Origin of the sequence: Serratia plymuthica NBRC 102599 (assembly GCF_001590925.1) — a bacterium.
GTDB classification, from domain to species: Bacteria; Pseudomonadota; Gammaproteobacteria; order Enterobacterales; family Enterobacteriaceae; genus Serratia; species Serratia plymuthica.
On sequence record NZ_BCTU01000021.1, the window covers coordinates 160525 to 185713 of the forward strand.

Consider the following 25189-nt stretch of genomic DNA (forward strand, 5'->3'; position numbering starts at 1 on the left):
AGCTAACGGCGCGGCATACCGCGCCTGTAGAGAGAGAAGGGTAGCCTCCCTGCCTTAGATCATCCGATATACCTTTCTTGCTTGAGGCTGCAGCGTTGTTGGCTGCGCTTAACCCACCAGCTTTTTGCTCATCGCCAACAGGGTTTTCACATCCTGCGGGCGGGTATCACCGGTGGCAGAATCAATAATGGAACTGTAGATATGCGGAATAATCCGCTTCACGCCGGCGGCCAAGGCGATCTCGACGATCGGTTCGAAGTTTTCCAGATCGATGCCGCCAGTCGGCTCCAGCATAAAGTCATGCTCGGCGCAGGCTTGAGCCACGTACCGGTATTCTTCTTTACACGCCAACCCGCCCATAGGGAAATACTTGATGGAGCTGCCGCCCATATCTTTCAACATGGCGATGGCCGTCTCGACCGGCACGATACCGTCTGGCGCGGCAGCGCTCAGCGGGCCGGTTGAGATCTTCACAAAGCCGACGCGACCGGTCGGAGAAACCAGCCCGTTCACCACGCTGTCGCTCTGGCCCAGCAGCGCACGGCTGGCGCCCACGCCGGTAAACACCTGATTGACGTGCTGCGGCTGAACGCGCTGGGCAATCAGGCTGACCATCGCGGATTGTTTGGGATCGCCCGCCCCCAGGCCCACCGACAGCGCATTCTCGATCAGCTGCGCATAGTGCTGCATATCCGCCACCGCGCTGTCGACATCCGGATAGTTCCTGGAGAGAACCCCGACCAGCACATGCCCTTCCGCCGCCGCATAAATAGCCTGCGCATTGTCTTTTGAGCCGGCCAGTACGTTGAGGCACAGACGGTCGCGATAATAGTTTGGCTGCAGCTTCATGCTTGTTTCTCCGTAAACAGATTTTTGATACAGGTAAAGACGGTCATCAGTTGTTGCTCGTCGACGCTACGCACATCCACTTCGATTTTGCCTTCATTGGCCTTATAGCCACGGAAGTAGATGGCGATCTCGCCGGTTTTCAGCGCCTGGACGATGTCGGTGGTAGAGCGCCCCAACACCGCTTCGTCAAAGGTGATTTCAGCACGGGCGATATCGCGGCCGGCGCTGTCCCAGACGGTTTTGGCACTGATGCCGGTCAGCGAGTTCAGGCTGGTGATAAACGGCGTCATTCGCGCCACCATCTGCTCACCGGTGGTTTTTTCCAGCTTCAGGTAGCTTTCAATCGCCTGCGTCAGGCCGAGGATGCCCTCTTTGCCGACCTTCATCGCCCGGCCAATGCCGCCGGATTGCAGCTTCACCCACTCCACGTATTGCCGCTTACCCACCACCAGGCCGCTGGTTGGGCCTTCGATGGCCTTGGCGCCGCTGTAGATCACCAGATCGGCCCCCATCTGGTAGTAGCACATCAGATCTTCTTCTGCGGCGGCATCGACGATCAACGGCAGATCATGCTTGCGCGCCACCACCACCGCCTGCTCGACGGAAAGAATGCTTTTCTGCACGCAGTGGTGCGATTTGATGTACAGGATCGCCGCCGTTTGCGGCGTGATGCAGGCCTCGAGCTGCTCTGCTGAGCATTCGTTGGCATAACCCGCCTCAACCACCTTGCCGCCGCCGAGGGCAACCATGGTGTCGACCGGGGCGCCGAAGTTCACGTTGTGACCGCGCGGCAACACTATCTCGCGCGGCACGGTGATTGCCGCCGAGTGCAGGTTCACCAGCAGGTTGGCATTGTCTTTGACGATCACCGCCGCCACCGACTGGGCGATACCCGCCGAGGCGCAAGACACGATCACCGCATCTTCCACATTCAACAGATCGGCGATGTAAGCACCGGTCTTGTTAACCAGATCCTTGATTTCAAAATAGTGATTCAGGCCGTAGTCGACGGCGTCAATCACCTCCTGACGCGGGGTAGATACGCCAAGAATGGTCATACGGCCGGAAGTGTTAATCACTTGTTTTAAATTATATTTTTCATAAATCGAAGACATGATGGGCTTTCCCTTCGTCGGTTAATAGAATTTCCCCGGCTACCACGGCAGCCAACGGAACCAACAACTGTTCGCCGCCGACCGATTGCCCTTCCGAGTCGGCAAATACCTGCGGCCCCTGGCGGAGATCGAACAGGGTAAAATCGGCGTCATAACCCGGCTCCAGCCGGCCTTTATGGGTCAGGTTCAGCGCCGAAGCGGCATTTTCCGTCACGCAGGCAATCACCTGCGGCAGCGACAGGCCGATGCTGAAGAATTTGGACATCACCGTCGCCAGGCTGTGTACCGGCCCGGCCATGCGGTTGCGGCAATAGATATCGGAACTGATGGTGTGCGGGAGAATGCCAAGCCCAATCGCCTGGCGTGCCACGTCAAAGTTGAAACTGGCGGTGCCGTGGCCCACGTCGAGCAGCACGCCGCGTTTCAGCGCCCGCTGGATCGACTCGCGCAACGTACCCGCCGGGGTCAGAATACGGTTCGGCTTGCCGTTATAGCAGTGGGTAATGATGTCGCCGCGGGTCAGCAGATCGGCGATGTCATCCAGATTCGGCGGGTTATTGCCGATATGGACCATCAGCGGCAACCGGTTGTTTTCCTGCTGGATTTGCTTGGCGCGCACCAACGGCACAATGCCGTTTTGCCCCACCACGCTGCTGCTCATGCGCGCCTTGATGCCGATGATAAAACCGGGGTACGCATCGATGGATTTTTTCACCGTCGGTGGGTCGATATCCGCCAGATCGGCCAGCTCATTTTGGCGTAACAGACCGATGCGCGAGATATTCAGGAAGGCGAACACGTTGGTTTTTGCGCGGCGCGTCAGAGCATAGAACTCGTCAACATCGTCGGTGCCGGTGCTGCCGGCATCAACCACCGAAGTCACGCCACTGGCTACGCCCACTAAATCCGGTTCGTCATAGTAAATCGGCGAAGAGGGGTAGCAGTGCACATGGGAGTCGATCCAGCCGGCGCTGAGGCGACAGTTACCCGCCAGATCCAGCTGCCTGCCGGCGCTGACGTCATCGGCCAACTGCCCAACGTCGACAATCTTACCGTCCTGAACCGCCAGATCGACCAGCCGGTCGTCCGCCAGCCTGGCGCGTCGGATTACTAAGTCATACATACTGCGCTACTCCTTTTCCAGCAGGGGGCGGCGCACCGCCCCACTATCACACGGCTCTGGAACAGTGATTAAGCAATGGCGACAGGGAAAATGGCCCCTAACAGCATTGCGCCAAGGATCGCTCCGCCAGTGATTGGCTTGCCCCAGATATAGAACAGCAGCGCGCCAAGCAGCGAACCTACGCCAATCGGAATGGATGCGGTCATCGCCGACAGGATGATCAATGGCCCCAGGAAGCGGCCGGAGGAGTTACCTGCCCCCATCATCACGTCTGCGCCGTAGGTGGAGTTGCTCTGGTTGATGGTGAATTTGCGCGCCAGAATGATCAGGTAGCCAATCGCCAGGCCAATCACCAGGCCGGTCACCAGCGAGGCAGCAAAGTTGGCGACCGGGAAGATGATCCCCGCGCCCAGCAACAACGCCGGAACGCCCAACCCCACACCGGTCTGGATCGCGCCGCCGATGTCCAGAATGCCCACCAGCGAACCTTCAATGATGCGCGCAAACAGGAAGCTGGCGCCGAATGCCGCCACCGCGCCATAAACGCCGGTGTCCATCCCGGCGCGCAGCATGGAAACGAAGGCCACTTCGTTAAATGCGCCGATGCCATACAGGTAGTACATGTGCGTCCCGGCAAACACGCCGGACGAGAGCAGGCCAACAAAAATCGGGAATGACCAGTCGGCGTACCAGAAGCCTTTTTGGGTTTGTTCTTCCATCGTCCCGCTCCTTATTTACCGCTCAGGGTGTTGTGAATACTGTCCAGCCAACCCGGCACGCCGAGGCTGAAGGACTCGAGGACTTTCATGTCGAAGCCGCGGAAGAAACCGCTCAGCACGAACAGCAGCACGATCACCGCCATCATGATCTTGGTGATTTTGTTCCAGCCGCTCTCTTCCACACCCTTACCGATCAGAATGCCCAGCACCAGACCCGGCACGGCGTTGCCCATGATCAACTGCGCCAGGCCGCCGAAAATGGTGCCCCAGAAACCGGAGCGACGCCCGGCGTCGATCGCCGCCAGCCAGAAGATCACCGGCATCACGGTGTTCACCAGCAGGTTAGCCGCCGGCACCAGCACTTTGATTGCCGTAACCTGCAGCGCAGCGGGCACTGCGGAAGCGGTGGTGTTGAGGAACGCCACCACCAGCATGCCGATAACGCCGCAGGCGATAGCCATTTTTTTCGGATCATGCAGCGTTTGCGCCAGGTTGCGGTTCTTGACCATCAAGGCTGCCGCGCCCCAGTGAGGGATGATGCGGTGGTCAACGTCCTGCGTGAAGGCGCCCGCCGCCACGGAAGACGCCCAGGCGTTGAAGAAGAAACCCAGGCCGAATGAGAAGTGGGAAGCCGGATCGCCTTCGCAGGAATTCAGCTCGCCCAAGGTGCGGAAGGCGCCCATGCCCTGCGTCGTCGGAGCATGGAACATGCGTGCGGCGCCGGCCCCTACGCCAACCCCCACCAGTCCGCCAATAATAAGCGACTTAAATAAGATGATTAAAAACATCAGTATACCCTTAGATTTATGCTAACGTTTTTATTTCGTGACGAAGACAACCTTTTCTGTATTAATCATTGTCACGTTCACGGTTATTTCCAGAGTCACGGTGTAGGTTTTTCTTTCTCGCGGTAAAAAGAAAAAGAGAAATTTCTCTTTTGTTATTTTCTCTTCCGCTTTTAATACGCTGACATCCTGCGGTTCAATACGCAGCAGAATATTGCTGGTGGATTTTAATACCGTGCCCTGCACATTAGCCAAGGCGGAAGCAAAAGCTTTCGCTTTGCTGTCACCCTTGCCCTCCACCTTTACCGATGTGGTATAGTGTTCTTTCATTACGGGTTGCCGTGTTTTTTGATGTAGGCTTCTACCAGTCTTTGGCCCAATTCTTCTTTATCCATAAAGCCAAAACCCAGCACGATATAACCTTCGTTTATTGCCGTCACGCCTTCATCAATGGAGCGCATGCCGTATTTTGCTTTGTAGCCGTATTTGGTCTGCGCGGTAATTGCCCCGGCGCCGCCGCTGCCGCAGAAGGAAATTCCCAACTGCGCACCTTCCGCTTTCATTACGTCGCCCAGCTTCATATCCGCCGCTACGCCAGGGATAACGATGGCTTTTCCGCCAGCCGTTTCAATGCCCTGGCCGACTTTCTGGCCTTTGCCCAAACGATCGCCAATCACTACGGTAATCTGACCCATGGTATTTTCTCCTGATGATATGAATGCGTTAATCGCTATTGGTTATTGTCTTTTGCCACTTCAAAATGCACAGAAAGTAAATAAGCTTCTTCGATCGGCAGAGCCGGGAAATTATCGACAACTCGCTCAGCCATTTGCATCGATTCCTCTGAAATCTCATCAAAAAGCGATTTATCGACTTCCGGCAAGGGTTCACCGGTCATTGAACGCAGTACCATGGCACGAATATGCGATTCCAGCATCTGTTGCTGTACTGCATTGGTATAAATGTTTTCTGCATTCAGCATGGCGGTAATATCGGCCAGCACCTTATCGGTGATCGCCCCGGCCTCGCCGAGGTCAGACCGCTCATTTTTTTCTATCGCAACAGATCCTTCATTCACTTTTCAATACCCCTGGTTCCAACATTATTCGTAAGTCGCAGAATGCCTCACCTGAATATACCCTATGAATTTCAAGTTACAGTCAGGCGCTCAGCTCGTGGGTCTTGTAAAGCAGCCAACAACGCTGCAGCTTGAAAGGCGGTGGGTATTTCCCGCTTTCTTTGATGTCTTACCCTAACCCCGGGGAGAATTTCTGTGTAGCCGCTTTTTTTCCAGTTTAAAGTGGAAATTCAATGATTGTCAGGGATCCATTTCGCAAAATAAGCGCTTTTAAGATAATTTAATGACATTACAGAAAGTTAATGCCACAAAAGGTTTCCGGTTCTCCCCGCCGCAGTGAAAAGCTTCGTGATCGGGATCTCTTTCTTTTCACCGCTTAACCGCCTACTATCGGTAAGACAATTCGACATCAGCAACGCCCCCGCTCCTCTGGCGCGGGGGCGTTGCTTTTGTGCTGTTTTTCCGAATTTATGGGCGCGAAAACGGGCGCCCTTTGATTTGACTGGAGAGTGGAATGACCAAACCAACCATTACTATTAATGAGCTGGATGCGGAACGCCTGGATGCGCTATTGGAACAACCGGCCTTTGCCAACACCGACGTCGCCATCGCGCTGAACGACGAGCTGGATCGCGCCGAAATCCTGCCGCCGGCCCAGATCCCGGCCAACGTGGTGACCATGAACAGCCGCGTGCGTTTCCGTGATCTGCATACCGCAGAAGAGCACGTGCGCACGCTGGTGTACCCGGCCTCGCTGAAGGACAGCCACGAGCAGTTGTCGGTGATGGCGCCGCTGGGCGCAGCGCTGCTGGGCATGCATGTAGGTAACCAGATTACCTGGCAGTTGCCGAACGGCGAAGAAGCGCGGATCGAAGTGCTGGAACTGCTGTACCAGCCGGAAGCGGCGGGTGAATACCACCGCTAAGCGGTAATTCAGGGCGGTGAACATGCCGCCCTTTCTGAGCCTTACAGGCTGATGGCGATCAGTACCACCACCAGCAGCAGCACGTAAACTCTGGCGTGCAGCTTGTCATTGACCTTCGGCAACGCCCTTTTAGCAAAGACGATCCCCGCAATGCCGGCCGCCACCAGCAGCCCAAGAATGGTCAGGTTGACGTAGCCAAGATAGTGCGGCCCGCTCATTTCCTGCCAGCCCAAACCGATATACATCAATGCGCCGATGACAGCGACCGGAATCGACAAGGGATTGGCCGCGCTGACGCAGTGCTTCATTTCATAGCCATGCCGACGCAACAAAGGCACCGTCATCACGCTGCCCCCCACGCCGAGCATAGTGGCGATCACCCCAATCAGCGGGCCACCGACCCACAACGTCATCTTTGACAGCGCCGCGCGCGCCGGTTTGACCAAAAAACCCTGCCTGAACAGACAATCCGCAATCGTCACCAGCATATAAATCACGAACAGCAGCCTGACCACATTGTCCGCCAGCAGTGTAGAGGCAAAAGCGCCCAGTGCGGCGCCAATGCTGATGAAAAAGATCAGCGGGATGATGGTTTCACGCAGCAGGTTGCCACTGCGCCAGTTGGTTAGGGTGGCGTAACCCGAATTGAGGATCATCACCGCCGTTGAGGTCGCTACGGCGATATGCATCGCCTGGCCCGGCTGTTCGCCGGAGGAAGACACCAGATGATAGACAAAGGGCACCACCACAAAGCCGCCGCCAAAGCCGAACAAGATGGTGGTGATGCCGGTAATGAAACCGGCACCGAGAATAATCAACGTTTCAATCATGGCCATGCGCCCGGATGAAATCGTCGAAACCGGCAGAGAACTGGCCGGCAAGTGGATGGAACTCGTCGCCGACAAACAGCGCCAGATAATGCCGGCGAATGGCATCATGATCGATAAGCTCAATCCCGGCTTCCGCCGCCTGCGCCAGAGTCAGCGCATCCGGAAATCCCCAATAGCGATAATTGCCCTGCCGCTCGACAATAAGGGACTTGCGTTCGCCCGCGCGCATTAGCTGCCCCGCTAAAAATGCACCGGACCGCATGCCCGCCAGCATCATGTTTTCCAAAAACGACAGCTCATAACGCAATTCGACCGGCAAGCGGGCAAGCACCGGCCCGGCATCCCAGTGTTCATCCATCTCGTGCAACGTTAACGCGCCGTTTTTCTCGCCGTTCATCATGGCGCGGAACAGCGTCATCACGCCACGGTAATGCGGCAAGTCGCCCGGATGCAGATTCCACAGCAGCTTGCCGCGCTGGCTGAAGGCCCGGACGTAATCCGCGGAAAATTTCTGATAGCAGCGCAAAGAAACCACCGCGTCCATATTACCCAGACTGCTGATAAAAGTGGCGTCATTGATGTCTGCAATACGGTGCGCCGTGACGCCTGCGCCGGCCAGGAAAACCTGCGGCGGCTGGTAAGCGCCCTCGCAGGCATCGGCATTTCTGCTGACAAAGGGGAAAACGAAGTCATTCAGCACTTCACGTTCATACAAGGCAAGCTGGCGAATTTCAGGCTCCTGCAGCCGGCCGGCGGCTTTCGCCAGTGGAAAATAAACCGTAAAGGTGCATTCCTTGTTTAAGGCGCTAATAACATCCTGACAGGCCAGCCAGGAAAAAATATCGTTGCCAACAAATAGCGCTATGTTTTTCATGCTTCCGCCTTATTTCCATTAAATATGCTGTTATTGAAAACTATTTTGCTGATATCCCGGGTGATGGATTCCATCGCGGAAGTATAAAAAAGGTCACCTTTGGCAGGGGCGCCAAGGGAATAGAGATCCTGCTCATTGCCTTTTTCATCCGACACTTTTAACGTAAATGGATTGCATTTTACGCCACCGAAGATATTTTCCTGCACCAGGCCGCCCTGAAGCATCTTTTTATTTAATCGACTTAACTTCAGCTGGTATGAGGGCGTAGTGCAATTAAGCAAATATTGGCTGTGCACCTCCGTATTATGGCAGAGGGTTTTAAATCCCCGACCCTCTTTTTCTATATTTACCACCCCACCAAAGGCGCGCAAACGTTGGCTCTCTAGCGCCGTAATAATTTTATAGGCATTTTTTAGTGGCATGGCGTGCCGATTGCGCATCCAGGAAGAGTTATAGAAGCGCATGAAGATCTGTCGGTTATGTTCATCCATTTTTACCCAGGCTTCACATACGGCCGGATGAATCGCTGCCAGATAGCTACAGATATGCTCACGGGCAAAGCGAGCCCGATCCAGGCTTTCGGCCAGATCGTGATAGCAATCCCTGGCAGCGCCCATGGCAGACAGCACCGTTAGCCGTTCCTGCCCTGGGTAATATTCTTCGAGCGCCGCGTTAATCACCTGAACCCACTGGTGCGCATCAATATAGCTGTTGTCGGCGACAAAACGGTTCAGCCGCTGCCTGAATTCTGGCGGTGGCGCGCGCATCAACGCAGGCTGCACGCTGGGGAAAAGCCCGGAACGCGACAGGGCGGTAATATTGCTCGCCCCCACCCGCTCAATCAGCTCAATAATGGCGTCGATCGCCGTCAGGCTACAGCCAATCACGCCGACTGCCGATGCTGGATTGATGGCGGGCAGATCCCGATTGGCCTGATAGGCAATCACCCCGTCAATCGGGTAGAGGCTTGCCGGCTCATTATGCCCCGAGCACAGCACTACCGCATTCATCTGCTCCGCGGCCCCGCAGGCCGTTGTCAGCAAATATCCTCCAGGATGCGAACCTATCTCCTCAACTTCGGCGGTCACGAAATTCAGCGTGACGTTGCTGGCAGCCGCCATAAACACCGCCCTGTCGCGAATAAAATCGAGATATTCTTTATAAAGCCAGCGGGGTGGGTAGCGATCTTTACTGTATCGCCGAAAATGCGTCGTGATCCAATCGGAAAAATGTGCGCTGTCAAAAATATCCGCCGACATATTCTCTGGCGTCATATTTAAAATATGGCTGTCAAAATCGCTGCTGTAAGCCATACCGCCATTGAACCCCTACTTGTCAAATACCTTCAGGGAAAGATGCTTATTGCAATTATTAACAGACTTATTCTTGATAAAGTTGTAAGCGAAAGAAATACCTGCCGCTCCACCGCCAATCACACCGATCTTATACATGAAATATCACCTTATAGTTACAGCATTAAAAGAAGAACTATTGCTTCAGGTGTTGGAATAAAATAATTCCTTATTAACTTCTTGTATGATGCAGACGAGGTAACCCGCCTGGCCCCGGCGTTTAAATTAAAAAGGGATTAATCAACAATAAAAATACCTCGCCACCAAGGCAGCGTTATTTTTCTGCCCTGATAGTAGAGCTATGACCCGTGGCTTGCTTTACATGAAAGGCCAACTATCATTGCATTTCGGCCAAACTGCTCTGATAAGGATTATGCGCAACGTACGCATTGATGACATCGACCATGTGCCAAGGTCGGTGATTGCCATCGGCACCGACTACCCGTCGGGCCATTTACTGCCCATGCACAGCCACCGCCGCGCTCAGTTGCTCTATGGCGCTACCGGCGTAATGCACGTATTTACCCACCAGGGGAACTGGATTGTGCCGCCGCAGCGGGCGGTGTGGCTGCCGCCGCAGATGCCGCATGAAGTGAGAATGGTCGGCGTCACCACCCGCAGCCTGTACATTGAACCGACCGCGCTGCTGGCCTCGCAGCCGCAGGTTTGTCAGGTGGTCAGCGTTACGCCGCTGATGCGCCAACTCTTGATGGCGGCGGTGGATATGCCGCTGGAGTACGATCCGGATGGCCGCGACGGTGCGCTGGTTTTCCTGTTGCTGCATGAGCTTGCCCAACTGCAATCCCTGCCGCTGCACATCCCCCTTCCCGCCGATCGGCGGCTGGGCGAGTTGTGCCAGCTGTTCCTGCTTCAGCCCAACGCGCACGATTCGCCGCAGGAATGGGCCACGCGCCTGTATATGAGCATCCGCACCTTCAGCCGATTCTTTCGCGCACAAACGGGGATGTCATTTTCACAATGGCGGCAACGGGCCTGCGTAGTGCTGGCGCTGGCTCAGTTGGCGGAAGGCAGCAGCGTAACGCAGGTCGCTCTGGAGTTGGGGTATGAGAGCAGCGCGGCTTTTGCCACCATGTTTCGCCGCGTGTTGGGACAGGCGCCGTCCTGCTATCTGGGATCGGAACGGCGCGAAAAGGCTTAGCGGAACTTCTTGTGGTTAACGTCGCGGGTTTGCTTGAAACCCTGGGCGATCTGCTTGGCTTCAGCCAGCTTGCCTTGATTGGCCAGCGCCAGCGATTGGTCTATCTGGCCGATAAGCTGGTCCAGCCCATGCTGAAAATCTTTTATCTCCGGGCTGCCGGCCGCTTTATCCTCCAGCTTCGGCGGCGTGGATTGCTTCGCATCCAGCGCGGCGGCGCGCATGTTCTGCAGGCTCTGCTTCAGAGTGTCCGTTGAGTCAGTGCTCAGCACCGTTTTGTAATTGCCGGCGATGGTGTCCATATCGTCGGCCAAATCTGCCGCGACCGCCAGTGAACTGGCTCCCAGCAGCGCCAACGCCATCAATGCTTTCAGTTTGTTCGACATGCTTACTCACCTTCCAGTTATTATTTTATCTACCCGTCGCCTTTCGAGCTGCGGCGTCGTTGGCTGCAACTCGACATTCATAGGGCATAAGTTTTTGTTCAACCTAAACATAGGCAAGGGCGCTGAAAACCGGAACAAGAGATTTGTAAGCAAGGTTATAACGGGGGAAGGGAAAGAGGCTGGCAACCGGAGCGGCCAGCCCTGGCAGGTATTATTGGCCGGCGATTTTCATGTCCGGCAGCAGTACGGAACCGCACTGGATATTGCTGCGGGTTTCGATATCGCTGCCCACGCTGACGATGTTGCGCAGCATGTCTTTCAGGTTACCGGCGATGGTGATCTCGCTTACCGGATACTGGATCTCGCCATTTTCCACCCAGAAGCCGGCGGCGCCGCGCGAGTAGTCGCCGGTGATGCCGCTAACGCCCTGGCCCATCAGCTCGGTGACCACCAGACCGGTACCCAATTGCTTCAACATACCGGCAAAGTCATGGCCCTGCCCGGCAATGCGCCAGTTGTGGATGCCGCCGGCATGGCCGGTGCTGCGCATGCCCAGCTTGCGCGCCGCGTAGCTGGTCAGCAGCCAGGTTTGCAGCACGCCGTCTTTGACAATGTCACGCCGCTGGGTACGCACGCCTTCGCTGTCGAACGGCGTGGAAGCCAGCCCTTTCAGCAGGTGCGGGTGCTCTTCGATGGTCAGCCAGTCCGGCAGGATCTGCTTGCCCAGCGAGTCCAGCAAGAAGGTGGATTTACGGTAAACGCTGCTGCCGCTGATGGCGCCAACCAGGTGCCCGAACAGACCGGTCGCCACTTCAGAAGCGAACAGCACCGGGGCGGTCATGGTTGACAACTTGCGCGGCGCCAGGCGCGACAAGGTACGACGGGCGCACTCCTCGCCCACCCATTCAGGGCTTGCCAAATCGCCCATAGCGCGGCCAATGGTATAGGCGTAGTCACGCTCCATGTCGCCATTGTGTTCGGCGATCACACAGCTCGACAGCGAATGACGGCTTGAACAGTAGCTTTGCAGCATGCCGTGGCTGTTGCCGAATACCTTGATGCCGTAGTGGCTGTTAAAGCTGCCACCTTCGGTATTGGTGATGCGTTTGTCCACCGCCAGCGATGCCTGCTCGGCGCGGGCAGCCAGTTCGATGCCCCGCTCCGCGTCCAGCTCCGCCGGGTGGAACAGATCCAGATCCGGCGCCTCAAACGCCAGCAGGTCTTTTTCCGCCGGGCCGGCGTTCGGATCCGCAGAAGTATAACGGGCGATATCCAGCGCAGCCTGTACGGTGCGGGCAATGGCGTCCGGGCTGAGATCGGTTGAAGACGCGCTGCCTTTACGCTGCTGGTGATACACGGTAATGCCCAACGCGCCATCGCTGTTGAACTCGACGTTCTCCACCTCGCCAAAGCGGGTGCTGACGCTGATACCGGTAGATTTGGTTACGGCAACTTCTGCCGCATCGGAACCGGCGCGCGCCAGTTCCAGAGCCTGTGAAACGGCCTGTTCCAGCGCCTTGCGCTGTTCTGCAACTTGAGTGACTACTTTCATCAATCTGCCATAATTAATCAGAAAATCGTTGAGAAAAGTGCCGTGGCGGCGTGGTTGCGCGCGGAGTCACGCGCAAAAATCATGTGATTTATGCTTTTGAGTCTAACAGGAACCGCGTGGAATTTCGCATAAAGCCGGCAACCTGTTAGGATTAGCCTCTTTTTAACGGAGCCTACCATGAACAAACAGCCTGAAGACTGGCTCGACGATGTCCCGGAGAACAAAGACGAGGACGATGACGAGATTATCTGGGTCAGTAAAAGTGAAATTAAACGTGATGCCGAAGCACTAAAAGACCTGGGGACCGAGCTGGTCGAACTGGGTAAGAACGCGCTGGAACGCATCCCGCTGGACGAAGATTTGCGCGCCGCCATTGAACTGGCGCAGAAGATCAAGAAAGAAGGCCGCCGCCGTCAGTTGCAACTGATTGGCAAGATGCTGCGCGCCCGCGACGTAGAGCCGATTCAAACCGCGCTCGACAAGCTGAAGAACCGCCACAACCAGCAGGTTTCGCTGTTCCACAAGCTGGAAGCGCTGCGTGACCGTTTGGTGGAAGAAGGCGATGACGCGATCCCGTCTATCCTGGCTCTGTACCCGGAAGCCGATCGCCAGCAGTTGCGCGCACTGGTGCGTAACGCGCAGAAAGAGAAGGCCACTAACAAGCCGCCGAAAGCCTACCGTCAAATCTTCCAGTACCTGCGCGATCTGGCCGAGACCGCCGAATGATCGCCGCCGTCACCATGGGATGAACCCGTTTCATCCCCGGTGATGTGCAGGTTCACCGCTGCTTTCGCGAATATTGAAACGCAGGCTGCCTTCCAGCTCTTCCTCCGCCTCTTCAAACAGCAGGATAATCGCGCCGAAGCGGCGTTTGCTACGGGCATCGAGATGGGTAAACTCAATCTCGACCGGCAACCCGATATCGACGGTCACCACGTCCCACAACGCGTCCAGATTGGCGCCGAAGGCTTCATCGAGCGCAAACTTATGCGCAAAATCGCGATAGAACGCCGGCAAATCGTGGATCTGATTAAAATCGAACTCTACTTTTGCCATCAAGCTCACTCCACCCGAATGAAGTTTTTATAATGGTCACGCGTGACGAAAATCAGGCCGTCGCTGGAATACAACAGGCGATCGGCCCCGCGCCGGCCACATTGATAATTGATGTCCGCCTCACGCCATACCCGGCTGCGGGCGGTAGGCAGTTGCCCTTCACGGTTTGAGAAACGATCGCCGCCAATCGCTTTGCCCGGCAGAACCGAACACAAGTTGCCGTTGCGCGCATCCCACCCCTGCTCACGCGCCTGCTTTTTGGTGATGTAATAGTCCGGCAGCCGCTGATGCTGCTGCAGGTAGCTCACCACCCTTTTTTGCTGCGTCAGTTGGTCGATGCTCTGGCCTTCGGCCACCGCAGGCACGTTGGCAATCACCCGATCGTTACCGCGCAAAGCGCTAAAACCGGCTATCACAACGGCGATGACGATCGCCACGAGGATCCGCTTGTTCATTACTGTCCCTGACTGAGTGCCGACAGGGATGCACCAGCACCCATGCCCGTTGGATTTATAGATGAAAAAAATGAATCAGAGATGACCGGCAGGTAACATTTTCACTTCAGGGAACCCATGCCTCAACAATCCGCATCACCCATTCATGCTTATCATGCCATTTTCCCGTATGCCTGGCACTCAGTGCAACTCCGAAACAAGGCCCTATCAGGCAAGTATAGCCCCGGATAGCGGCATCAGAGGCCCTTAGCGCATCAGTCGATCAACGCATGGCGATAGCGGTGCAGCATGTCGACCAGGCGTTTTACCGGCCCGGTGACGCTGGGCAGTGCCTGATAATCCACCAGCTTCTGCTGATAGTCGTTCATCTCTCTCAGCAGCCGATCGTAATAGTAGGCGCGTTTTACGTCATTCTTGGCCGAAACCACGTGATCGGCAGTATTGCGGATCTGCTTATGGAAGGCCGAAAGCTCCTCGCTGACCGGGATTTCCGCCCGCTGCATGCGCTGGTGAGCGATGATCAGGTTCAGCGCCAACCGGTACTTGGCGATATCGTTCGGGAACATCATCAACAGCTGATTAAGCTGCTGATAAAGCGCCGGCAGATGGTTCTGCCGACGGCGCGACGCCTTGGTGGTCAGCGCCGAGACCGCGCTGCCGACAAACTGGTTCAGCAGCGTGCGGCCGGTACGTTCACGCGAATTGTCACGGATCAACAGCAGCACCATCAGCCCCACGCAACTGCCGAGGAACTGGCCGAGCGCGCCATCGAGAAACTGGGTGACGTTAAAGGTCATCGGGTTGCTCAATACCAAAATATTGATGGTCCCCGCCAGCAGACCGAGCGAACCCAGCCGCCGCTTTTGCACCTCGATGCCGATGAAAAACGCCAGCAGGCCAAGGCTGAGGCACAACAATAAAATGCTCTGCTGGGTCGCCGGCAGGATCACCATAAAGAACAGTGAACCGACCGGGATCGCCGCCAGCATGCCCAGCACAAAATCCATCGCCACCATGCGCGGTGCCGGGGTGCGCATCGCCAGCGACGTAATCACCGCAATGATCACCATAAAACCGCTGCCGGAAGTCCAGCCGGTCCACAGCCACAACAGGCTGCCAAACGTCGTCGCCACAAAGGTGCGCAAGCCGTTGATCATGGCGTGATGCCCTTCCGCCGAGGTCGGTCTGACCACCACTTCACTGCTCAGCACATCTTCTTCCACTGCGCTGATGCTGCTGTTGGTATGCACGCCTTTGGCCAACAGCAGGTAACGCGTGGCCGCGCCGACCCAACTGGTGATGGTCAGCAGCGTCTCGTCGGTGCGGTTGGTGGTCAGTACCTGGCGCAGCAGCTTCATGCGCTTGTGGATCTCCTGCGGCGTTTGCGCCGGCACCATCAGCAGTTCGCGGATATTTTCCTTCACCGCATCCGGGTGATTGAGCAGGATAAGATAGGTCTCGCAAGCCTGAGTAATCAGCGTCAGCGACAGAGTATGCAGCGCCCGCACGCGCCGGTTGACCTTCTGCCAGCGCGATGACTCCATCATCAGGTTGCTGCGCATACCGTTCAGCGCAGTCGTGCTTTTGACCAGATTGCTCCAGGCGCGGTCAATGTCTTCTTTCTCGGCATTACTGACGCACATCTGCATCAGCAAATACTGATCCACCAGCAGCTTGTCTACCGCCCGATCGATATCCAGTTTGATCGAACGCGGCGAGAACAGCAGGTCTGCCAGCACCGCGCTGACGATCCCCAGCACAATCTCGCTGCAGCGTTCAATAGCGAACTGCGGCGCCTCCAGCAGATGGGCTTCGCTGGTAGCGACAGTGACGATGATGATCAGCGCGGTATAACCGGCAAGCCCCCAGGCGTAAGAGTTTTCAACCTTGATCAGCGAAGAGATCCAGGTACAAAACCCGGCCCACATACAACACAGCAGCAGCATCACCACCGGCGCACGCGCGGTGGTGACGATAATCACCAGGCCGACGAAACAGCCGATAAAAGTACCGATAATGCGCAACCAGCCGCGGTGGCGAATGGCGCCGGAGAACGGCTCGCCACCCGCCGCAAAGGCCGGGCCGGCGGCCACGATGGCGGCGGTCATCGCCGACCAACGCGGGGTTTCCAAATTGAGATGGAAACCGACAAACAGGGCAAACACAATCGCGAAGCTGAGCTTGAAAGCGAATCTCAGCCGAATAAACGTTGGGCTATTCATTAGCCAAACTCACGTAGCCGATGCATCAGGCGAACAAAAGGCGAGCCGCTGTCGGCCTTGCGATCGTTCTTGCCGGTGATCACCACGGTTGCGGTGGTGCCGGCCGGGTACGGATGCAACTGGTCTTTGTCGTCCAGCAGGATTTTAACCGGTACGCGCTGCGCCAGACGCACCCACTCCAGGTTGCTGTCGATAGACGCCAACCCTTTGCTGTTCACGGTGCTGCTGCTGTTGTTAACGGCGGCGGCTACGCTGTCGACGGTGCCGTGCATGATGCGGTTGCTGCCGAGTGGGGTGATTTCCACACGGTCGCCCTTGTTCAGGCCATTCAGCTTGGTTTCTTCCAGATAGGCCAGAATGTAGAAGGTGTTTTTCTTCACCAGCGCCACAGCGACTGAGCCGCGGGTAATGTATTCACCGCTGTGGACGTTCAGGTTGGTGACCCAGCCGTCGGCCGGCGCACGTACCGTGGTGCGCTCCAGATCCAGTTGCGCCAGCTCGCGGGTCGCCACGGCTTTCGCCAACTGATGCTGCACGGTTTGCAGCACGTTGTTCGCCTGGTCGATCTCTTCTTGCGACATCGCCTGTACGCCCAAACGCACGCGACGGCCGGCTTCACGTTTTTTCTCCGCCGCCAGCGTCTGATAATAGGCAACATCGGCGCTGGCTTCCGCCAAGGCCTGCTCATAGCGCGGCCGGTCGATAACGAATAGCACCTGCCCTTTTTTCACCAGTTGGTTATCCACCACCGGCACGTCGGTCAGCAGGCCGGTGACGTCCGGCGCTATCGCCACTACGTCGGCGGTAAACTTGGCGTCACGCGTCCAGGGGGATTCGGTGTAAAACACCCAGGCTTTGAATATGGCGACGATCGCTAACAGGACCAGAAACAAAGTGATCGCGATTCGAACTATTTTTATTGAGAAATTTTTCACAGCGACCTCAAACGAAAAGACGTGAAATCAGATAGAACAGACAGCAATACAGCGCAGTATTGAACAGCGCCGGATGCCAGACAAAATCGTAAATCCCGGTGGGTTGCAGCAGGCGGCGCAGCAAGAAAAACAGCGCCAGCGATACCAGCAACTCAAAAAATACCGGGGGAAACGACAGTCCGAAGATGACCATAACCGGAAGCAAACTCATCCATTTTTCCTTATTGTTCACTGCACCGGGCGTTACCCTTTCTTCTCATTCACATTCTCTTTACATGTTAGCTGACGCGCACCACAAATTTCGGCCCAGACAGGTCAGGAACCTGAAAAAAGGATAAACTCAGGGGCATACATCCGCGATAGGGATTGCGAGGATATCGGAGGGATCGGCCAAAGCTGCTCTGCCGACCGCACTCACGCGTTGGTAAGGTCTTTCCACCCGACCGGTTTATATTAGCGTGCTTACTATCAACCTATCAACAATCTGTGATCTAAATCACTTTTAAGCCAGAGTGAATAATGGAAAGACTAAAACGGATGTCGGTGTTCGCAAAAGTCGTTGAATGCGGGTCGTTTACGGCGGCTGCGCGCCAGCTTGATATGAGCGTTTCGTCTATCAGCCAGACCGTCTCCAAACTGGAGAATGAGCTGCAGGTCAAGCTGCTCAACCGCAGCACGCGGCGCATTGGCCTGACGGAAGCCGGGAAAATTTACTATCAGGGCTGCCGCCGCATGCTGCAGGAAGTGAGCGAGGTGCACGAACAGCTGTACGCGTTCAACAATACGCCGACCGGCACGCTGCGCATTGGCAGTTCGTCCACCATGGCGCAAAACGTGCTGGCGACCATGACCGCCGATATGCTGAAGGAATATCCCGGTCTAACGGTGAACCTGGTGACCGGTATTCCGGCGCCGGACCTGATTGCCGACGGGCTGGACGTGGTGATCCGCACCGGCGCGCTGCAAGATTCCAGTCTGTTCTCCAAACGCCTCGGTTCAATGCCGATGGTGATATGCGCCGCTAAAAGTTACCTCAGCCAGCACGGCACGCCGCAGAAACCCAGCGACATGGTCAACTTTTCCTGGCTGGAATACAGCGTGCGGCCGGACAGCGAATTCGAACTGATAGCCCCCGAAGGCATCACCACGCGCATCTCGCCGCAAGGGCGCTTTGTCACCAACGATTCGCAAACCATGATCCGCTGGCTGAAAGCCGGGGCCGGCATCGCCTATGCACCGCTGATGTGGGTGATCGAAGAGATCAAACGCGGCGAGATCGAGATCCTGTTCAAAAGCTATCACTCGGATCCTCGCCCGGTATACGCCCTGTACACCGAGAAAGACAAGCTGCCGCTTAAGGTGCAGGTGTGCATCGACTACCTCACGGAGTACTTCAAGCGCGTGGCGGAAGTCTATCAGGGCTACCGCTGATCAGAAAACGGCGCGCCAGAGCGCCAAGCAGCAACAGCGCCAGCATGCCCAGCCCCCAGATTAACCAAACGGCGTAGCCCGCCCAGGTGAGCAACAACGGGAAAGAGCCGGCCAGCCAGCGCCCCAGTTCTTGCAGCATCGGCAACCAGCCCTCCAGCAGCGCCTGCGGCACCAGGCTGAGCAAGCCGGTAAACTGGGGCGCCAACTGCGCAGAGCCGTTCTCCGCCATGCCCACCAGTGCAGGTAACCAGCCCAGCACGCCGGAGACGCCCCAGGCCAGCAGCGTCCATAACCCCATTGCCGCCAGCACGGCAGCCAGCGCCCATCCGTTCTTTGTCATGATTTCCCCCCTTTCTGTGTCGCACTAAGCAGCAATGTAAACCATGGACTCCACTCCAGGGTAAAGCGCCGGCGCGGGGATTTACGTTTACTTACACCGCGACATTGGCAATGCTTTGATGCGATTAACAAAAGCACCATTGGCATTACTCCGCTCTGCAACGCTGCGCTATGCTGCGGGCACCTCTCCTCTGCATCAGGAATAAAAATGAAAAAAATCATACTGGATTGCGACCCTGGGCATGACGACGCCATTGCCTTGCTGCTGGCCTGGGGCAACCCGCAGATCGAACTGCTGGCGGTCACCACCGTGGTCGGCAACCAGACGCTGGATAAGGTCACCCGCAACGCGCTGGCCGTCGCGCGTATCGCCAATATCACCGGCGTCCCCTTTGCCGCCGGCTGCCCGCGCCCGCTGGTGCGGCAGATTGAGGTAGCGCCCGATATTCACGGCGAGTCCGGCCTTGACGGCCCGGCACTGCCGGAGCCGACCCTGACGCTGGAGCCGCGCCATGCGGTGGACTTGATCATCGATACACTGATGGCGCATCCGCCGGGTAGCGTGACGCTGGTGCCGACCGGCGGCCTGACCAACATTGCCATGGCGGTGCGCAAAGAACCGCGCATCGCCGAGCGGGTAAAGGAAGTGGTGCTGATGGGCGGCGGCTATCACGTGGGCAACTGGAGCGCGGTGGCAGAGTTCAATATCAAGATCGACCCTGAAGCGGCGCACATCGTGTTTAATGAAAAGTGGCCGCTGACCATGGTCGGGCTGGACCTGACCCATCAGGCGCTCGCCACGCCGGAGGTGTGCGAACGCATTGCCGCCATCGGTACCGGGCCGGCGAAATTCGTCGGCGAGCTGCTCGCGTTCTTCGGCAAGATGTACCAACAGGCGCAGGGCTTTAGCGCACCACCGGTACATGATCCTTGCGCGGTGGCCTACGTGATCGACCCTGAAGTGATGACGGTGCGTAAGGTGCCGGTGGATATCGAACTGACCGGCACCCTGACGCTGGGCATGACCGTGGCCGATTTTCGCGCCCCGCCGCCGCCGGACTGCCACACGCAAGTAGCGGTAACGCTGGATCAAGACAGGTTCTGGGATTTGGTGGTGGATGCGCTGGAGAGGATTGGGGAAGTGCGGGTTTAGAGTGCTGGGCTTGCCCCAACGGCGGCAGGCCCAACCCACCGCCGCAACTGCCCCTCACCGGTAAATGGCTGGAACCTCTGGGGTTCATCACCGGACAGAAGATCCAGGTGATCACCGAGCCGGGCCAACTGATCATCCGTATTGCACCAGTCACGGGGGGTACAGCATGAATATCAACTTTACCCCTGAACCGAACCCCGAGCTGACTCTCGCAGGTGCTGAGCTGGCCGAACTGGGTTTTAGTATCGGTGAGCCGTTGCAACTCACCCTGCGGCCAGACGGGCTGTGGATAACCGTCGTCACCGATGCGGCTATCTGAGAGGCCGCCTGTGAGGCTAGTCAACATAGGCAAGATTTGGGAGCGGATTGGGTACGGCAGAACGGCGAGCTGGTGATTGGCGGCGACTGGCTTACCGAGTCTGGCATTACCGAGGCGGAACAACTGGAGATCACCGCCGCACCCGGTGTTATCCGGTTACGGCGGCGGGAAGAAGGAGGATTTAGGGCTCAATCCCCCCCCGGCCAAGGCTGGGGGGAGTACATTAGTTCAGAAGATCCGTTGATACATTGCCAGTCTCGAAGAATTCCTTAAAGATCCTGACAACAAGATCAAAGTCTTTTGTTACCTGCCTTGCTGACCAATAATCTCCTAGGATTAAAATCTTTTCCTCTGGCAAGCTTTTATCCCAGTAAGAACGTACCTCATAGTCATCTTCTATTGTTTCCCCCAACATCAGTAGATAATTACCTTTTTCAGTTCTAACTTGTAACATTTCAGGGCCTGTATTATCAGTATTTACCCGATCAAGTGTTAATGTCCCAGCCTCATCCTTAAGCCCTTTTAATAGAATCGATATATCTTCCCATTGGGAAGTTTTTTTATTTCCTCCCTTGCCATTCAATGTCCAGCTAGATAAAAAAATCATAGTTACTCCCTCACCTTCAGAGATTTCATTCCAGGCTGCCAATACAGAACTTTCCCTGTCTGCTCTTCATATATAGTGAGCGATTTCAATCCAGATTTTTCAGCCATTGCAGCTACATCTCCACGACAGAAGCCACACACAGGCTCTTTTGACACAGTCATAGTCATCTCACGACCTAGAGTCATGCCCTTTTCATAAGCCTGTTGGATCACTCCTACTTCAGCATGAGCCGTTGCCATATTTCCGTTAGGCATATCTTTACCAAGCTTTTCTATTTTGGCTTGTATCCTTCCATCTATAAGTGTTGGCTTATTAATATCGGCTAATGATGGTGGTCTCACTCCCTGATTAGTATCAGTGAACTTGTTGCCATCAACATTTCCTTTCGCAACAACCTTCAGATTCGCATCGACAATCTTGCCAAGTTGTTTCGCCGCTGCCGCACCAAGTACCGGAGTGACCGAAGCAACAATAATATCGGCTCCTTGCTTCAACTCGGTGTAATCTTTCGCTGTGGCGTAATCAACCCCTTTCGTGGTCATAAAGAAGTTGATCATTGCATCTTGGATCTGCTGTTGATTCTGCGCATCAACGCTGGTGATATTCAGCAGATTCACTATCTGGCCATAAGCATCCGCGTATTGCTGGCTCACCTTCGAGTTATACGGCCCGGTTTCATACTCACCTTTGGCCGCGATAACCTCCAGTCTTGCACTCGCACAGGCTGCACTGCCTGCGCCACCGTTGCCGCACGCCTCGATCACTTTCTTGTCGCTGGCGATATCCTTTTCACGCAGTTCATTAATCTTCTGCTGCGCCTGCTGACGCTCTGCCGGATCTTTGCTGTTCTCGAGTTTCTGCTTCGCTATCTCAAACTCTATCTTTTCAGACTCGCTCAGATAGTTATTCTCAACATTGTTTTATTCCTATGCGAAAAATTTCAGTAGGGAATAAAGGTTGTATTATCACTTCATTATTAAAAATAAATAATTTTGGTGATAAGGCTGTAACGTCGTAAATATTTTCAGCAATCAAGCTTAACTTTGACCTAAAAACAGGAATGTCCGCATCATCTGCAAAAACGAATACATCATCATTTTCTATATGATGCGCGCTCAATAGAGCGTCAAAACTCTCATAATCTGAATGTTTTATCACTGACCACGTAACACTTCCTTTTGCAAGAGGATATTTATTTAAAATATCAACAGCCTCCTGCTGAGCTTTACCCTCAACAATATTAAAATCAGCACTCAGTGCTTCTCGACACTCATCAAACAAAGTCATTTACTCTACCTGTTTAGCTGTTTCAATATGGTTTCAAAATACTTCTCATTACCTTCAAAAGGTATAACTTGCTTCACTGCTTTTCCTGGCCCTTTACCTTGAGAGTAATCCCATATATTGATATGTGTACCTTTTTCAGGATCATAATCAACACGCCAACCCATTTTTCCATCACTGGATTGTCGTCCAATAACCTTTCCATTCCCGGCACTTACTTCTAAGCGTCCAATAACTGGTTTAGAATTTGCACCTAAATTACCCACGAGATCCAATGCCTTGTTTCGAGCACTTTCCCAGTTTTTCTCTGGTTTAAGAGTTTGTTCGATTTTAGGCTGAGTGCCTCCTTTCGCCTTACTTATCCCACCAAACGCCGATGCCGCAACACTTGCAACAATTCCTGCCTGAACTTCATCCAAACCATATTCTTTCTGAAGCGCTTCAGAGACTTTCTGGGTGGCAACAACCCCTTCTACTTGCATTTGCTGAGCAAAGGTCGCTGTCAGATCGTAGACCATCTTGATCGGGATGTCTTCGCCCAATGCCCGGTCTATGGCCTGCTTCACTGCCATGCTGTCGGCCAATACACCACCGTATTTCTGCTGGCAAGTCGTCGGGCTGGTGGCACAGTCGCTGATAAGCTGTTGCTGCTGGGCAGTACTCAGCTCTTCATATTTTTTGATGATACCGCCGCAGTCACCGCCACTGGCCTGACAGGACTTCATTTCAGCAGACCATGCATCTATCTGCTTACTGCTCAGATAGTTATTCTCCACCGCCGTCTTACCGGCCACGCTACCGCCCACGGCGCCCGCCGTGCTGTCCGCTATCAGTCCACCCGCCAGCCCGGAAGCCAGTTGGCTCAGTGCGCTGACGTTTTGTTTCTCGGCCTCCGTCAGCGCCGACGGTGCCTTACCATAATACTGCTCGCTGATGATTTTAGCAGCCAGTTCACCGCTCGCCGCACCCGCGGCCCCCGCCGCCACGTTATTGCCCGACACCAGCGCCACCAGGGCACCCGCTACCGCATGCGCTGCCGCGTTCGCCGCCGTGTTGCCCTCCGTCCGGCTTTTGATTTCCTTCGCCAGATACGGTGCCAGCGCACCACCCGCCGCCACCCCGATATCACCGCCGCTGAGCCCCGCCAGCGCCGCGCTGATGGCCGTACCCGCGGCCCAGAAGTTGCTGCCGACCCCATACGCTTGCTGCGCCGCCTTATACTCCGGCGAGGCTTCCAGCATCTGCTGCCGCTGCTCTGGCGAGGCACTCAGGTAAGCCGGGTCTTTGCTCAGTTTCTCCGCTGCCGCACGCTGCGCCTGCAACATCTGCTTGTTGCCGTAGTCGCTCACCAGCTGCGTCGCCAGCTGTGTGACTCCCTGGGTAAACGCCAGATTGTCCTTCACCTTCGCCTCATCGAAGATTTTATCGATGCGTCCGTTGGCGTTGTCCGTATCCCGGCCCAGGGTAGCCACGTCCTGCTGCTGGCCCGCCGTATCGCGAATATCAATATTGCCCGCCGCGATGGCCGACTGCGTGGTGCCGCTCGCCTTGCCCTTCTCCTTCGCCAGCCCACCACCGGTTGGCCCGCCGGTCGACAGGCCGAACCCGCTACTGCTGGCCTTGTATTCCGCCTTGTTATCTATGGCGTCCCAGCCCAGCGTACCGGTCGACAGCTGGTTTTTGATGCTGTCCGCCGTCGAGGCAATCACCCCGCCGTTCAGCTGAGTGTGTTTACCGACGTTAATATCAAACCCTTTATCACCGGCAAACAGCCCGCTTTGCTCACCCACGCTGGCGTATTCGCTGTCGATTTTGGTCTGGCTCATGCTCAGCGATGCCGACCCCGTCATCGAACCGAAGGTAAAGCTGGCTCCCGCGCTGCTGTCCTTCTGCCAGCTGTGGTAATCGTCGGTATCCTGCAAGCTGCTGATGGACAGGTCACGACCGGCATCCACCTTAATCTTCTCACCCAGCGCCTGCGCGCCGGACAGCACCGTATCGCGCCCGCTGCTCAGGCTCAGTTCATCCCGCGCATTCACCCGCGTGTTAACGTACTCGGTGCTGTTACCGTCGCTGGCACCTTTCGACTGATAACCGCTGGCCGAGGCACCAATGCCGGTCTCCTGCCCCAGCGAGATATGCACCCCGGCGTTCCAGCCGCTGCTGTTGTTCTTGCTGGTTTGCTCCCTGTTGTTGCTTGCCGCGTCCAGCAACACGTCGTTTTGCGCCACCAACGTCACCTTGTTGCCGGTGATACCACTGCCGCTGACATGCACGTCACCGCCGGCTCCGTTCGCCCCCGTGGCGACCAGCGCGACATTGCCGCCCGCCGTCAGGTTGCTGCCGCGTACCTGGTTTTGCGCCAGTTCAGACTCGGAGGTGCTTTTACTGGCACCCACGCTCAGTTGCACTTTCACGCTATTGGACAGCTCACCGTTGGCCAGCCCCTGCGCCTGATCGGCGCTAGCCTCCGAGTTAACCCAACCGGCGCGCACGGCCTGTACCGCGTAGAGGGCTTTCAGCCTGCCATCGCCGGTATCCTCCGCACGCTTAAACGAATCATTGATTGCCAGCAGGGTATCGGTGATGGGGCTGGACAGCGCCACCGTCAACCCGCTCTGCTTCTGCTCGTAGCGCTCCTTGC

General features: G+C 56.0%; 27 protein-coding genes and 3 pseudogenes. 7 read left to right on the plus strand and 23 right to left on the minus strand.

What is annotated here, in order from left to right; translation table 11 throughout:
* Window positions 1-108: 108 nt before the first annotated feature.
* The 8 genes from dagF to SPL01S_RS15285 form a co-directional block, all read right to left on the minus strand.
* Window positions 109-849: a 2-dehydro-3-deoxy-phosphogluconate aldolase gene (dagF, locus tag SPL01S_RS15250; RefSeq protein WP_062868822.1), complete on the minus strand. Its 741-nt coding sequence runs from the start codon at window positions 847-849 to the stop codon at window positions 109-111.
* Window positions 846-1964: a DgaE family pyridoxal phosphate-dependent ammonia lyase gene (locus SPL01S_RS15255; RefSeq protein WP_063200980.1), complete on the minus strand. Its 1119-nt coding sequence runs from the start codon at window positions 1962-1964 to the stop codon at window positions 846-848. Before SPL01S_RS15255 ends, dagF begins: the two co-directional genes overlap by 4 nt.
* A complete protein-coding gene (locus tag SPL01S_RS15260; RefSeq protein WP_063200983.1) occupies window positions 1948-3087 on the minus strand; it encodes an amidohydrolase/deacetylase family metallohydrolase in 1140 nt (379 codons plus the stop codon). Before SPL01S_RS15260 ends, SPL01S_RS15255 begins: the two co-directional genes overlap by 17 nt.
* Before the next feature lie 68 nt (window positions 3088-3155).
* Window positions 3156-3806 (minus strand): DUF4310 family protein, encoded by a 651-nt coding sequence (locus tag SPL01S_RS15265; protein WP_006317116.1) that lies wholly within the window; start codon window positions 3804-3806, stop codon window positions 3156-3158.
* An 11-nt stretch (window positions 3807-3817) separates the two neighbouring features.
* A complete protein-coding gene (locus SPL01S_RS15270; protein ID WP_062868825.1) occupies window positions 3818-4594 on the minus strand; it encodes a DUF4311 domain-containing protein in 777 nt (258 codons plus the stop codon).
* Window positions 4595-4624: 30 nt separating this feature from the next.
* Window positions 4625-4921: a DUF4312 family protein gene (locus tag SPL01S_RS15275; protein WP_004948579.1), complete on the minus strand. Its 297-nt coding sequence runs from the start codon at window positions 4919-4921 to the stop codon at window positions 4625-4627.
* Window positions 4921-5286 (minus strand): SFCGS family glycine-rich protein, encoded by a 366-nt coding sequence (locus tag SPL01S_RS15280; protein WP_004948582.1) that lies wholly within the window; start codon window positions 5284-5286, stop codon window positions 4921-4923. The genes SPL01S_RS15275 and SPL01S_RS15280 overlap by 1 nt, the downstream gene beginning before the upstream one ends.
* A 35-nt stretch (window positions 5287-5321) precedes the next feature.
* Window positions 5322-5669 carry a glycine dehydrogenase gene (locus SPL01S_RS15285; protein ID WP_062868826.1) on the minus strand — a complete coding sequence of 116 codons (348 nt, stop codon included), beginning with the start codon at window positions 5667-5669 and terminating at the stop codon, window positions 5322-5324.
* A gap of 514 nt (window positions 5670-6183) precedes the next feature.
* Here SPL01S_RS15285 and rnk point away from each other — a divergent pair.
* Complete coding sequence (gene rnk, locus SPL01S_RS15290; protein ID WP_004948590.1) at window positions 6184-6594, plus strand: nucleoside diphosphate kinase regulator; 411 nt, start codon at window positions 6184-6186, stop codon at window positions 6592-6594.
* A gap of 41 nt (window positions 6595-6635) precedes the next feature.
* On the opposite strand, the gene SPL01S_RS15295 is transcribed toward rnk, so the two are convergent.
* Genes SPL01S_RS15295 through SPL01S_RS15305 form a run of 3 tightly spaced genes read right to left on the minus strand, consistent with a single transcriptional unit; the run spans window position 6636 to window position 9611 of the window.
* Window positions 6636-7424, minus strand: a complete 789-nt coding sequence (locus tag SPL01S_RS15295; protein WP_020439860.1) for a sulfite exporter TauE/SafE family protein — start codon at window positions 7422-7424, stop codon at window positions 6636-6638.
* Window positions 7417-8298 (minus strand): formyltransferase family protein, encoded by an 882-nt coding sequence (locus SPL01S_RS15300; protein WP_063200985.1) that lies wholly within the window; start codon window positions 8296-8298, stop codon window positions 7417-7419. Before SPL01S_RS15300 ends, SPL01S_RS15295 begins: the two co-directional genes overlap by 8 nt.
* Window positions 8295-9611: an FAD/NAD(P)-binding protein gene (locus SPL01S_RS15305; protein ID WP_232245966.1), complete on the minus strand. Its 1317-nt coding sequence runs from the start codon at window positions 9609-9611 to the stop codon at window positions 8295-8297. Before SPL01S_RS15305 ends, SPL01S_RS15300 begins: the two co-directional genes overlap by 4 nt.
* Window positions 9612-10023: 412 nt before the next feature.
* On the opposite strand from SPL01S_RS15305, the gene SPL01S_RS15310 reads away from it, so the two are divergent.
* On the plus strand, window positions 10024-10809 hold the full coding sequence (locus SPL01S_RS15310) for an AraC family transcriptional regulator (protein WP_063200987.1): 786 nt from the start codon (window positions 10024-10026) through the stop codon (window positions 10807-10809).
* Here SPL01S_RS15310 and cybC read toward each other — a convergent pair.
* Together cybC and pmbA are read right to left on the minus strand one after the other, a co-directional pair.
* Window positions 10806-11192 (minus strand): cytochrome b562, encoded by a 387-nt coding sequence (cybC, locus tag SPL01S_RS15315; protein ID WP_004948604.1) that lies wholly within the window; start codon window positions 11190-11192, stop codon window positions 10806-10808. The two genes, SPL01S_RS15310 and cybC, sit on opposite strands and share 4 nt — an antisense overlap.
* A 211-nt stretch (window positions 11193-11403) precedes the next feature.
* Window positions 11404-12744, minus strand: coding sequence for a metalloprotease PmbA (gene pmbA, locus SPL01S_RS15320; protein WP_063200990.1), 1341 nt, complete (start codon window positions 12742-12744; stop codon window positions 11404-11406).
* A 177-nt stretch (window positions 12745-12921) separates the two neighbouring features.
* Between pmbA and yjgA the strand changes: the two genes are divergently transcribed.
* Window positions 12922-13470: a ribosome biogenesis factor YjgA gene (gene yjgA, locus SPL01S_RS15325; RefSeq protein WP_063200994.1), complete on the plus strand. Its 549-nt coding sequence runs from the start codon at window positions 12922-12924 to the stop codon at window positions 13468-13470.
* Window positions 13471-13500: 30 nt separating this feature from the next.
* Here the strand turns inward: yjgA and SPL01S_RS15330 are convergent, their stop codons facing one another.
* The 5 genes from SPL01S_RS15330 to aaeX all read right to left on the minus strand — a co-directional run bounded on the left by SPL01S_RS15330 (window position 13501) and on the right by aaeX (window position 17623).
* The gene (locus tag SPL01S_RS15330) at window positions 13501-13800 is read right to left on the minus strand and encodes a barstar family protein (protein ID WP_004948609.1); all 300 of its coding nucleotides are present in this window, start codon (window positions 13798-13800) and stop codon (window positions 13501-13503) included.
* 5 nt (window positions 13801-13805) lie between these two features.
* Complete coding sequence (locus tag SPL01S_RS15335; protein WP_004948611.1) at window positions 13806-14255, minus strand: ribonuclease; 450 nt, start codon at window positions 14253-14255, stop codon at window positions 13806-13808.
* Window positions 14256-14509: 254 nt separating this feature from the next.
* Window positions 14510-16477 (minus strand): p-hydroxybenzoic acid efflux pump subunit AaeB, encoded by a 1968-nt coding sequence (aaeB, locus tag SPL01S_RS15340; RefSeq protein WP_063200997.1) that lies wholly within the window; start codon window positions 16475-16477, stop codon window positions 14510-14512.
* A complete protein-coding gene (aaeA, locus tag SPL01S_RS15345) occupies window positions 16477-17412 on the minus strand; it encodes a p-hydroxybenzoic acid efflux pump subunit AaeA (protein ID WP_004948614.1) in 936 nt (311 codons plus the stop codon). Before aaeA ends, aaeB begins: the two co-directional genes overlap by 1 nt.
* Window positions 17413-17419: 7 nt before the next feature.
* Window positions 17420-17623, minus strand: coding sequence for a p-hydroxybenzoic acid efflux pump operon protein AaeX (gene aaeX, locus SPL01S_RS15350; RefSeq protein ID WP_004948617.1), 204 nt, complete (start codon window positions 17621-17623; stop codon window positions 17420-17422).
* 308 nt (window positions 17624-17931) lie between these two features.
* Between aaeX and aaeR the strand changes: the two genes are divergently transcribed.
* On the plus strand, window positions 17932-18843 hold the full coding sequence (gene aaeR, locus SPL01S_RS15355) for an HTH-type transcriptional activator AaeR (protein ID WP_004948619.1): 912 nt from the start codon (window positions 17932-17934) through the stop codon (window positions 18841-18843).
* On the opposite strand, the gene SPL01S_RS15360 is transcribed toward aaeR, so the two are convergent.
* Window positions 18806-19183: a hypothetical protein gene (locus SPL01S_RS15360; RefSeq protein ID WP_062868834.1), complete on the minus strand. Its 378-nt coding sequence runs from the start codon at window positions 19181-19183 to the stop codon at window positions 18806-18808. The two genes, aaeR and SPL01S_RS15360, sit on opposite strands and share 38 nt — an antisense overlap.
* A 207-nt stretch (window positions 19184-19390) precedes the next feature.
* On the opposite strand from SPL01S_RS15360, the gene uriH reads away from it, so the two are divergent.
* The 3 genes and pseudogenes from uriH to SPL01S_RS25790 all read left to right on the plus strand — a co-directional run.
* Window positions 19391-20335, plus strand: coding sequence for a uridine-preferring nucleoside hydrolase UriH (gene uriH, locus SPL01S_RS15365; protein WP_063201006.1), 945 nt, complete (start codon window positions 19391-19393; stop codon window positions 20333-20335).
* 14 nt (window positions 20336-20349) lie between these two features.
* Window positions 20350-20505 (plus strand): annotated as a pseudogene (locus SPL01S_RS24675) (SymE family type I addiction module toxin); the annotation flags it as partial.
* A pseudogene (locus SPL01S_RS25790) lies at window positions 20502-20843 on the plus strand (SymE family type I addiction module toxin); the annotation flags it as partial. The pseudogenes SPL01S_RS24675 and SPL01S_RS25790, both read left to right, overlap by 4 nt.
* 34 nt (window positions 20844-20877) lie before the next feature.
* Here SPL01S_RS25790 and SPL01S_RS15370 read toward each other — a convergent pair.
* From SPL01S_RS15370 to SPL01S_RS15385, 4 genes and pseudogenes are all read right to left on the minus strand, one after another.
* Window positions 20878-21261: a DUF6911 family protein gene (locus SPL01S_RS15370; RefSeq protein WP_063201008.1), complete on the minus strand. Its 384-nt coding sequence runs from the start codon at window positions 21259-21261 to the stop codon at window positions 20878-20880.
* A gap of 2 nt (window positions 21262-21263) precedes the next feature.
* Window positions 21264-22175: pseudogene (locus tag SPL01S_RS24690) on the minus strand (cytidine deaminase-like fold-containing protein); the annotation flags it as partial.
* Window positions 22171-22548, minus strand: a complete 378-nt coding sequence (locus SPL01S_RS15380; RefSeq protein WP_063201010.1) for a CDI toxin immunity protein — start codon at window positions 22546-22548, stop codon at window positions 22171-22173. The pseudogene SPL01S_RS24690 and the gene SPL01S_RS15380, both read right to left, overlap by 5 nt.
* Before the next feature lie 5 nt (window positions 22549-22553).
* On the minus strand, window positions 22554-25189 hold a 2636-nt coding region (locus SPL01S_RS15385), incomplete at its 5' end, for a hemagglutinin repeat-containing protein (RefSeq protein WP_255212460.1).

What these genes read in the sequence shown, in the direction of transcription:
- dagF (WP_062868822.1), bottom strand. Translation starts at nt 849, where the DNA reads ATGAAGCTGCAGCCAAACTATTATCGCGACCGTCTGTGCCTCAACGTA.
- SPL01S_RS15255 (WP_063200980.1), bottom strand. Translation starts at nt 1,964, where the DNA reads ATGTCTTCGATTTATGAAAAATATAATTTAAAACAAGTGATTAACACT.
- SPL01S_RS15260 (WP_063200983.1), bottom strand. Translation starts at nt 3,087, where the DNA reads ATGTATGACTTAGTAATCCGACGCGCCAGGCTGGCGGACGACCGGCTG.
- SPL01S_RS15265 (WP_006317116.1), bottom strand. Translation starts at nt 3,806, where the DNA reads ATGGAAGAACAAACCCAAAAAGGCTTCTGGTACGCCGACTGGTCATTC.
- SPL01S_RS15270 (WP_062868825.1), bottom strand. Translation starts at nt 4,594, where the DNA reads ATGTTTTTAATCATCTTATTTAAGTCGCTTATTATTGGCGGACTGGTG.
- SPL01S_RS15275 (WP_004948579.1), bottom strand. Translation starts at nt 4,921, where the DNA reads ATGAAAGAACACTATACCACATCGGTAAAGGTGGAGGGCAAGGGTGAC.
- SPL01S_RS15280 (WP_004948582.1), bottom strand. Translation starts at nt 5,286, where the DNA reads ATGGGTCAGATTACCGTAGTGATTGGCGATCGTTTGGGCAAAGGCCAG.
- rnk (WP_004948590.1), top strand. Translation starts at nt 6,184, where the DNA reads ATGACCAAACCAACCATTACTATTAATGAGCTGGATGCGGAACGCCTG.
- SPL01S_RS15295 (WP_020439860.1), bottom strand. Translation starts at nt 7,424, where the DNA reads ATGATTGAAACGTTGATTATTCTCGGTGCCGGTTTCATTACCGGCATC.
- SPL01S_RS15300 (WP_063200985.1), bottom strand. Translation starts at nt 8,298, where the DNA reads ATGAAAAACATAGCGCTATTTGTTGGCAACGATATTTTTTCCTGGCTG.
- SPL01S_RS15305 (WP_232245966.1), bottom strand. Translation starts at nt 9,611, where the DNA reads ATGGCTTACAGCAGCGATTTTGACAGCCATATTTTAAATATGACGCCA.
- SPL01S_RS15310 (WP_063200987.1), top strand. Translation starts at nt 10,024, where the DNA reads ATGCGCAACGTACGCATTGATGACATCGACCATGTGCCAAGGTCGGTG.
- cybC (WP_004948604.1), bottom strand. Translation starts at nt 11,192, where the DNA reads ATGTCGAACAAACTGAAAGCATTGATGGCGTTGGCGCTGCTGGGAGCC.
- pmbA (WP_063200990.1), bottom strand. Translation starts at nt 12,744, where the DNA reads ATGAAAGTAGTCACTCAAGTTGCAGAACAGCGCAAGGCGCTGGAACAG.
- yjgA (WP_063200994.1), top strand. Translation starts at nt 12,922, where the DNA reads ATGAACAAACAGCCTGAAGACTGGCTCGACGATGTCCCGGAGAACAAA.
- SPL01S_RS15330 (WP_004948609.1), bottom strand. Translation starts at nt 13,800, where the DNA reads ATGGCAAAAGTAGAGTTCGATTTTAATCAGATCCACGATTTGCCGGCG.
- SPL01S_RS15335 (WP_004948611.1), bottom strand. Translation starts at nt 14,255, where the DNA reads ATGAACAAGCGGATCCTCGTGGCGATCGTCATCGCCGTTGTGATAGCC.
- aaeB (WP_063200997.1), bottom strand. Translation starts at nt 16,477, where the DNA reads ATGAATAGCCCAACGTTTATTCGGCTGAGATTCGCTTTCAAGCTCAGC.
- aaeX (WP_004948617.1), bottom strand. Translation starts at nt 17,623, where the DNA reads ATGAGTTTGCTTCCGGTTATGGTCATCTTCGGACTGTCGTTTCCCCCG.
- aaeR (WP_004948619.1), top strand. Translation starts at nt 17,932, where the DNA reads ATGGAAAGACTAAAACGGATGTCGGTGTTCGCAAAAGTCGTTGAATGC.
- SPL01S_RS15360 (WP_062868834.1), bottom strand. Translation starts at nt 19,183, where the DNA reads ATGACAAAGAACGGATGGGCGCTGGCTGCCGTGCTGGCGGCAATGGGG.
- uriH (WP_063201006.1), top strand. Translation starts at nt 19,391, where the DNA reads ATGAAAAAAATCATACTGGATTGCGACCCTGGGCATGACGACGCCATT.
- SPL01S_RS15370 (WP_063201008.1), bottom strand. Translation starts at nt 21,261, where the DNA reads ATGATTTTTTTATCTAGCTGGACATTGAATGGCAAGGGAGGAAATAAA.
- SPL01S_RS15380 (WP_063201010.1), bottom strand. Translation starts at nt 22,548, where the DNA reads ATGACTTTGTTTGATGAGTGTCGAGAAGCACTGAGTGCTGATTTTAAT.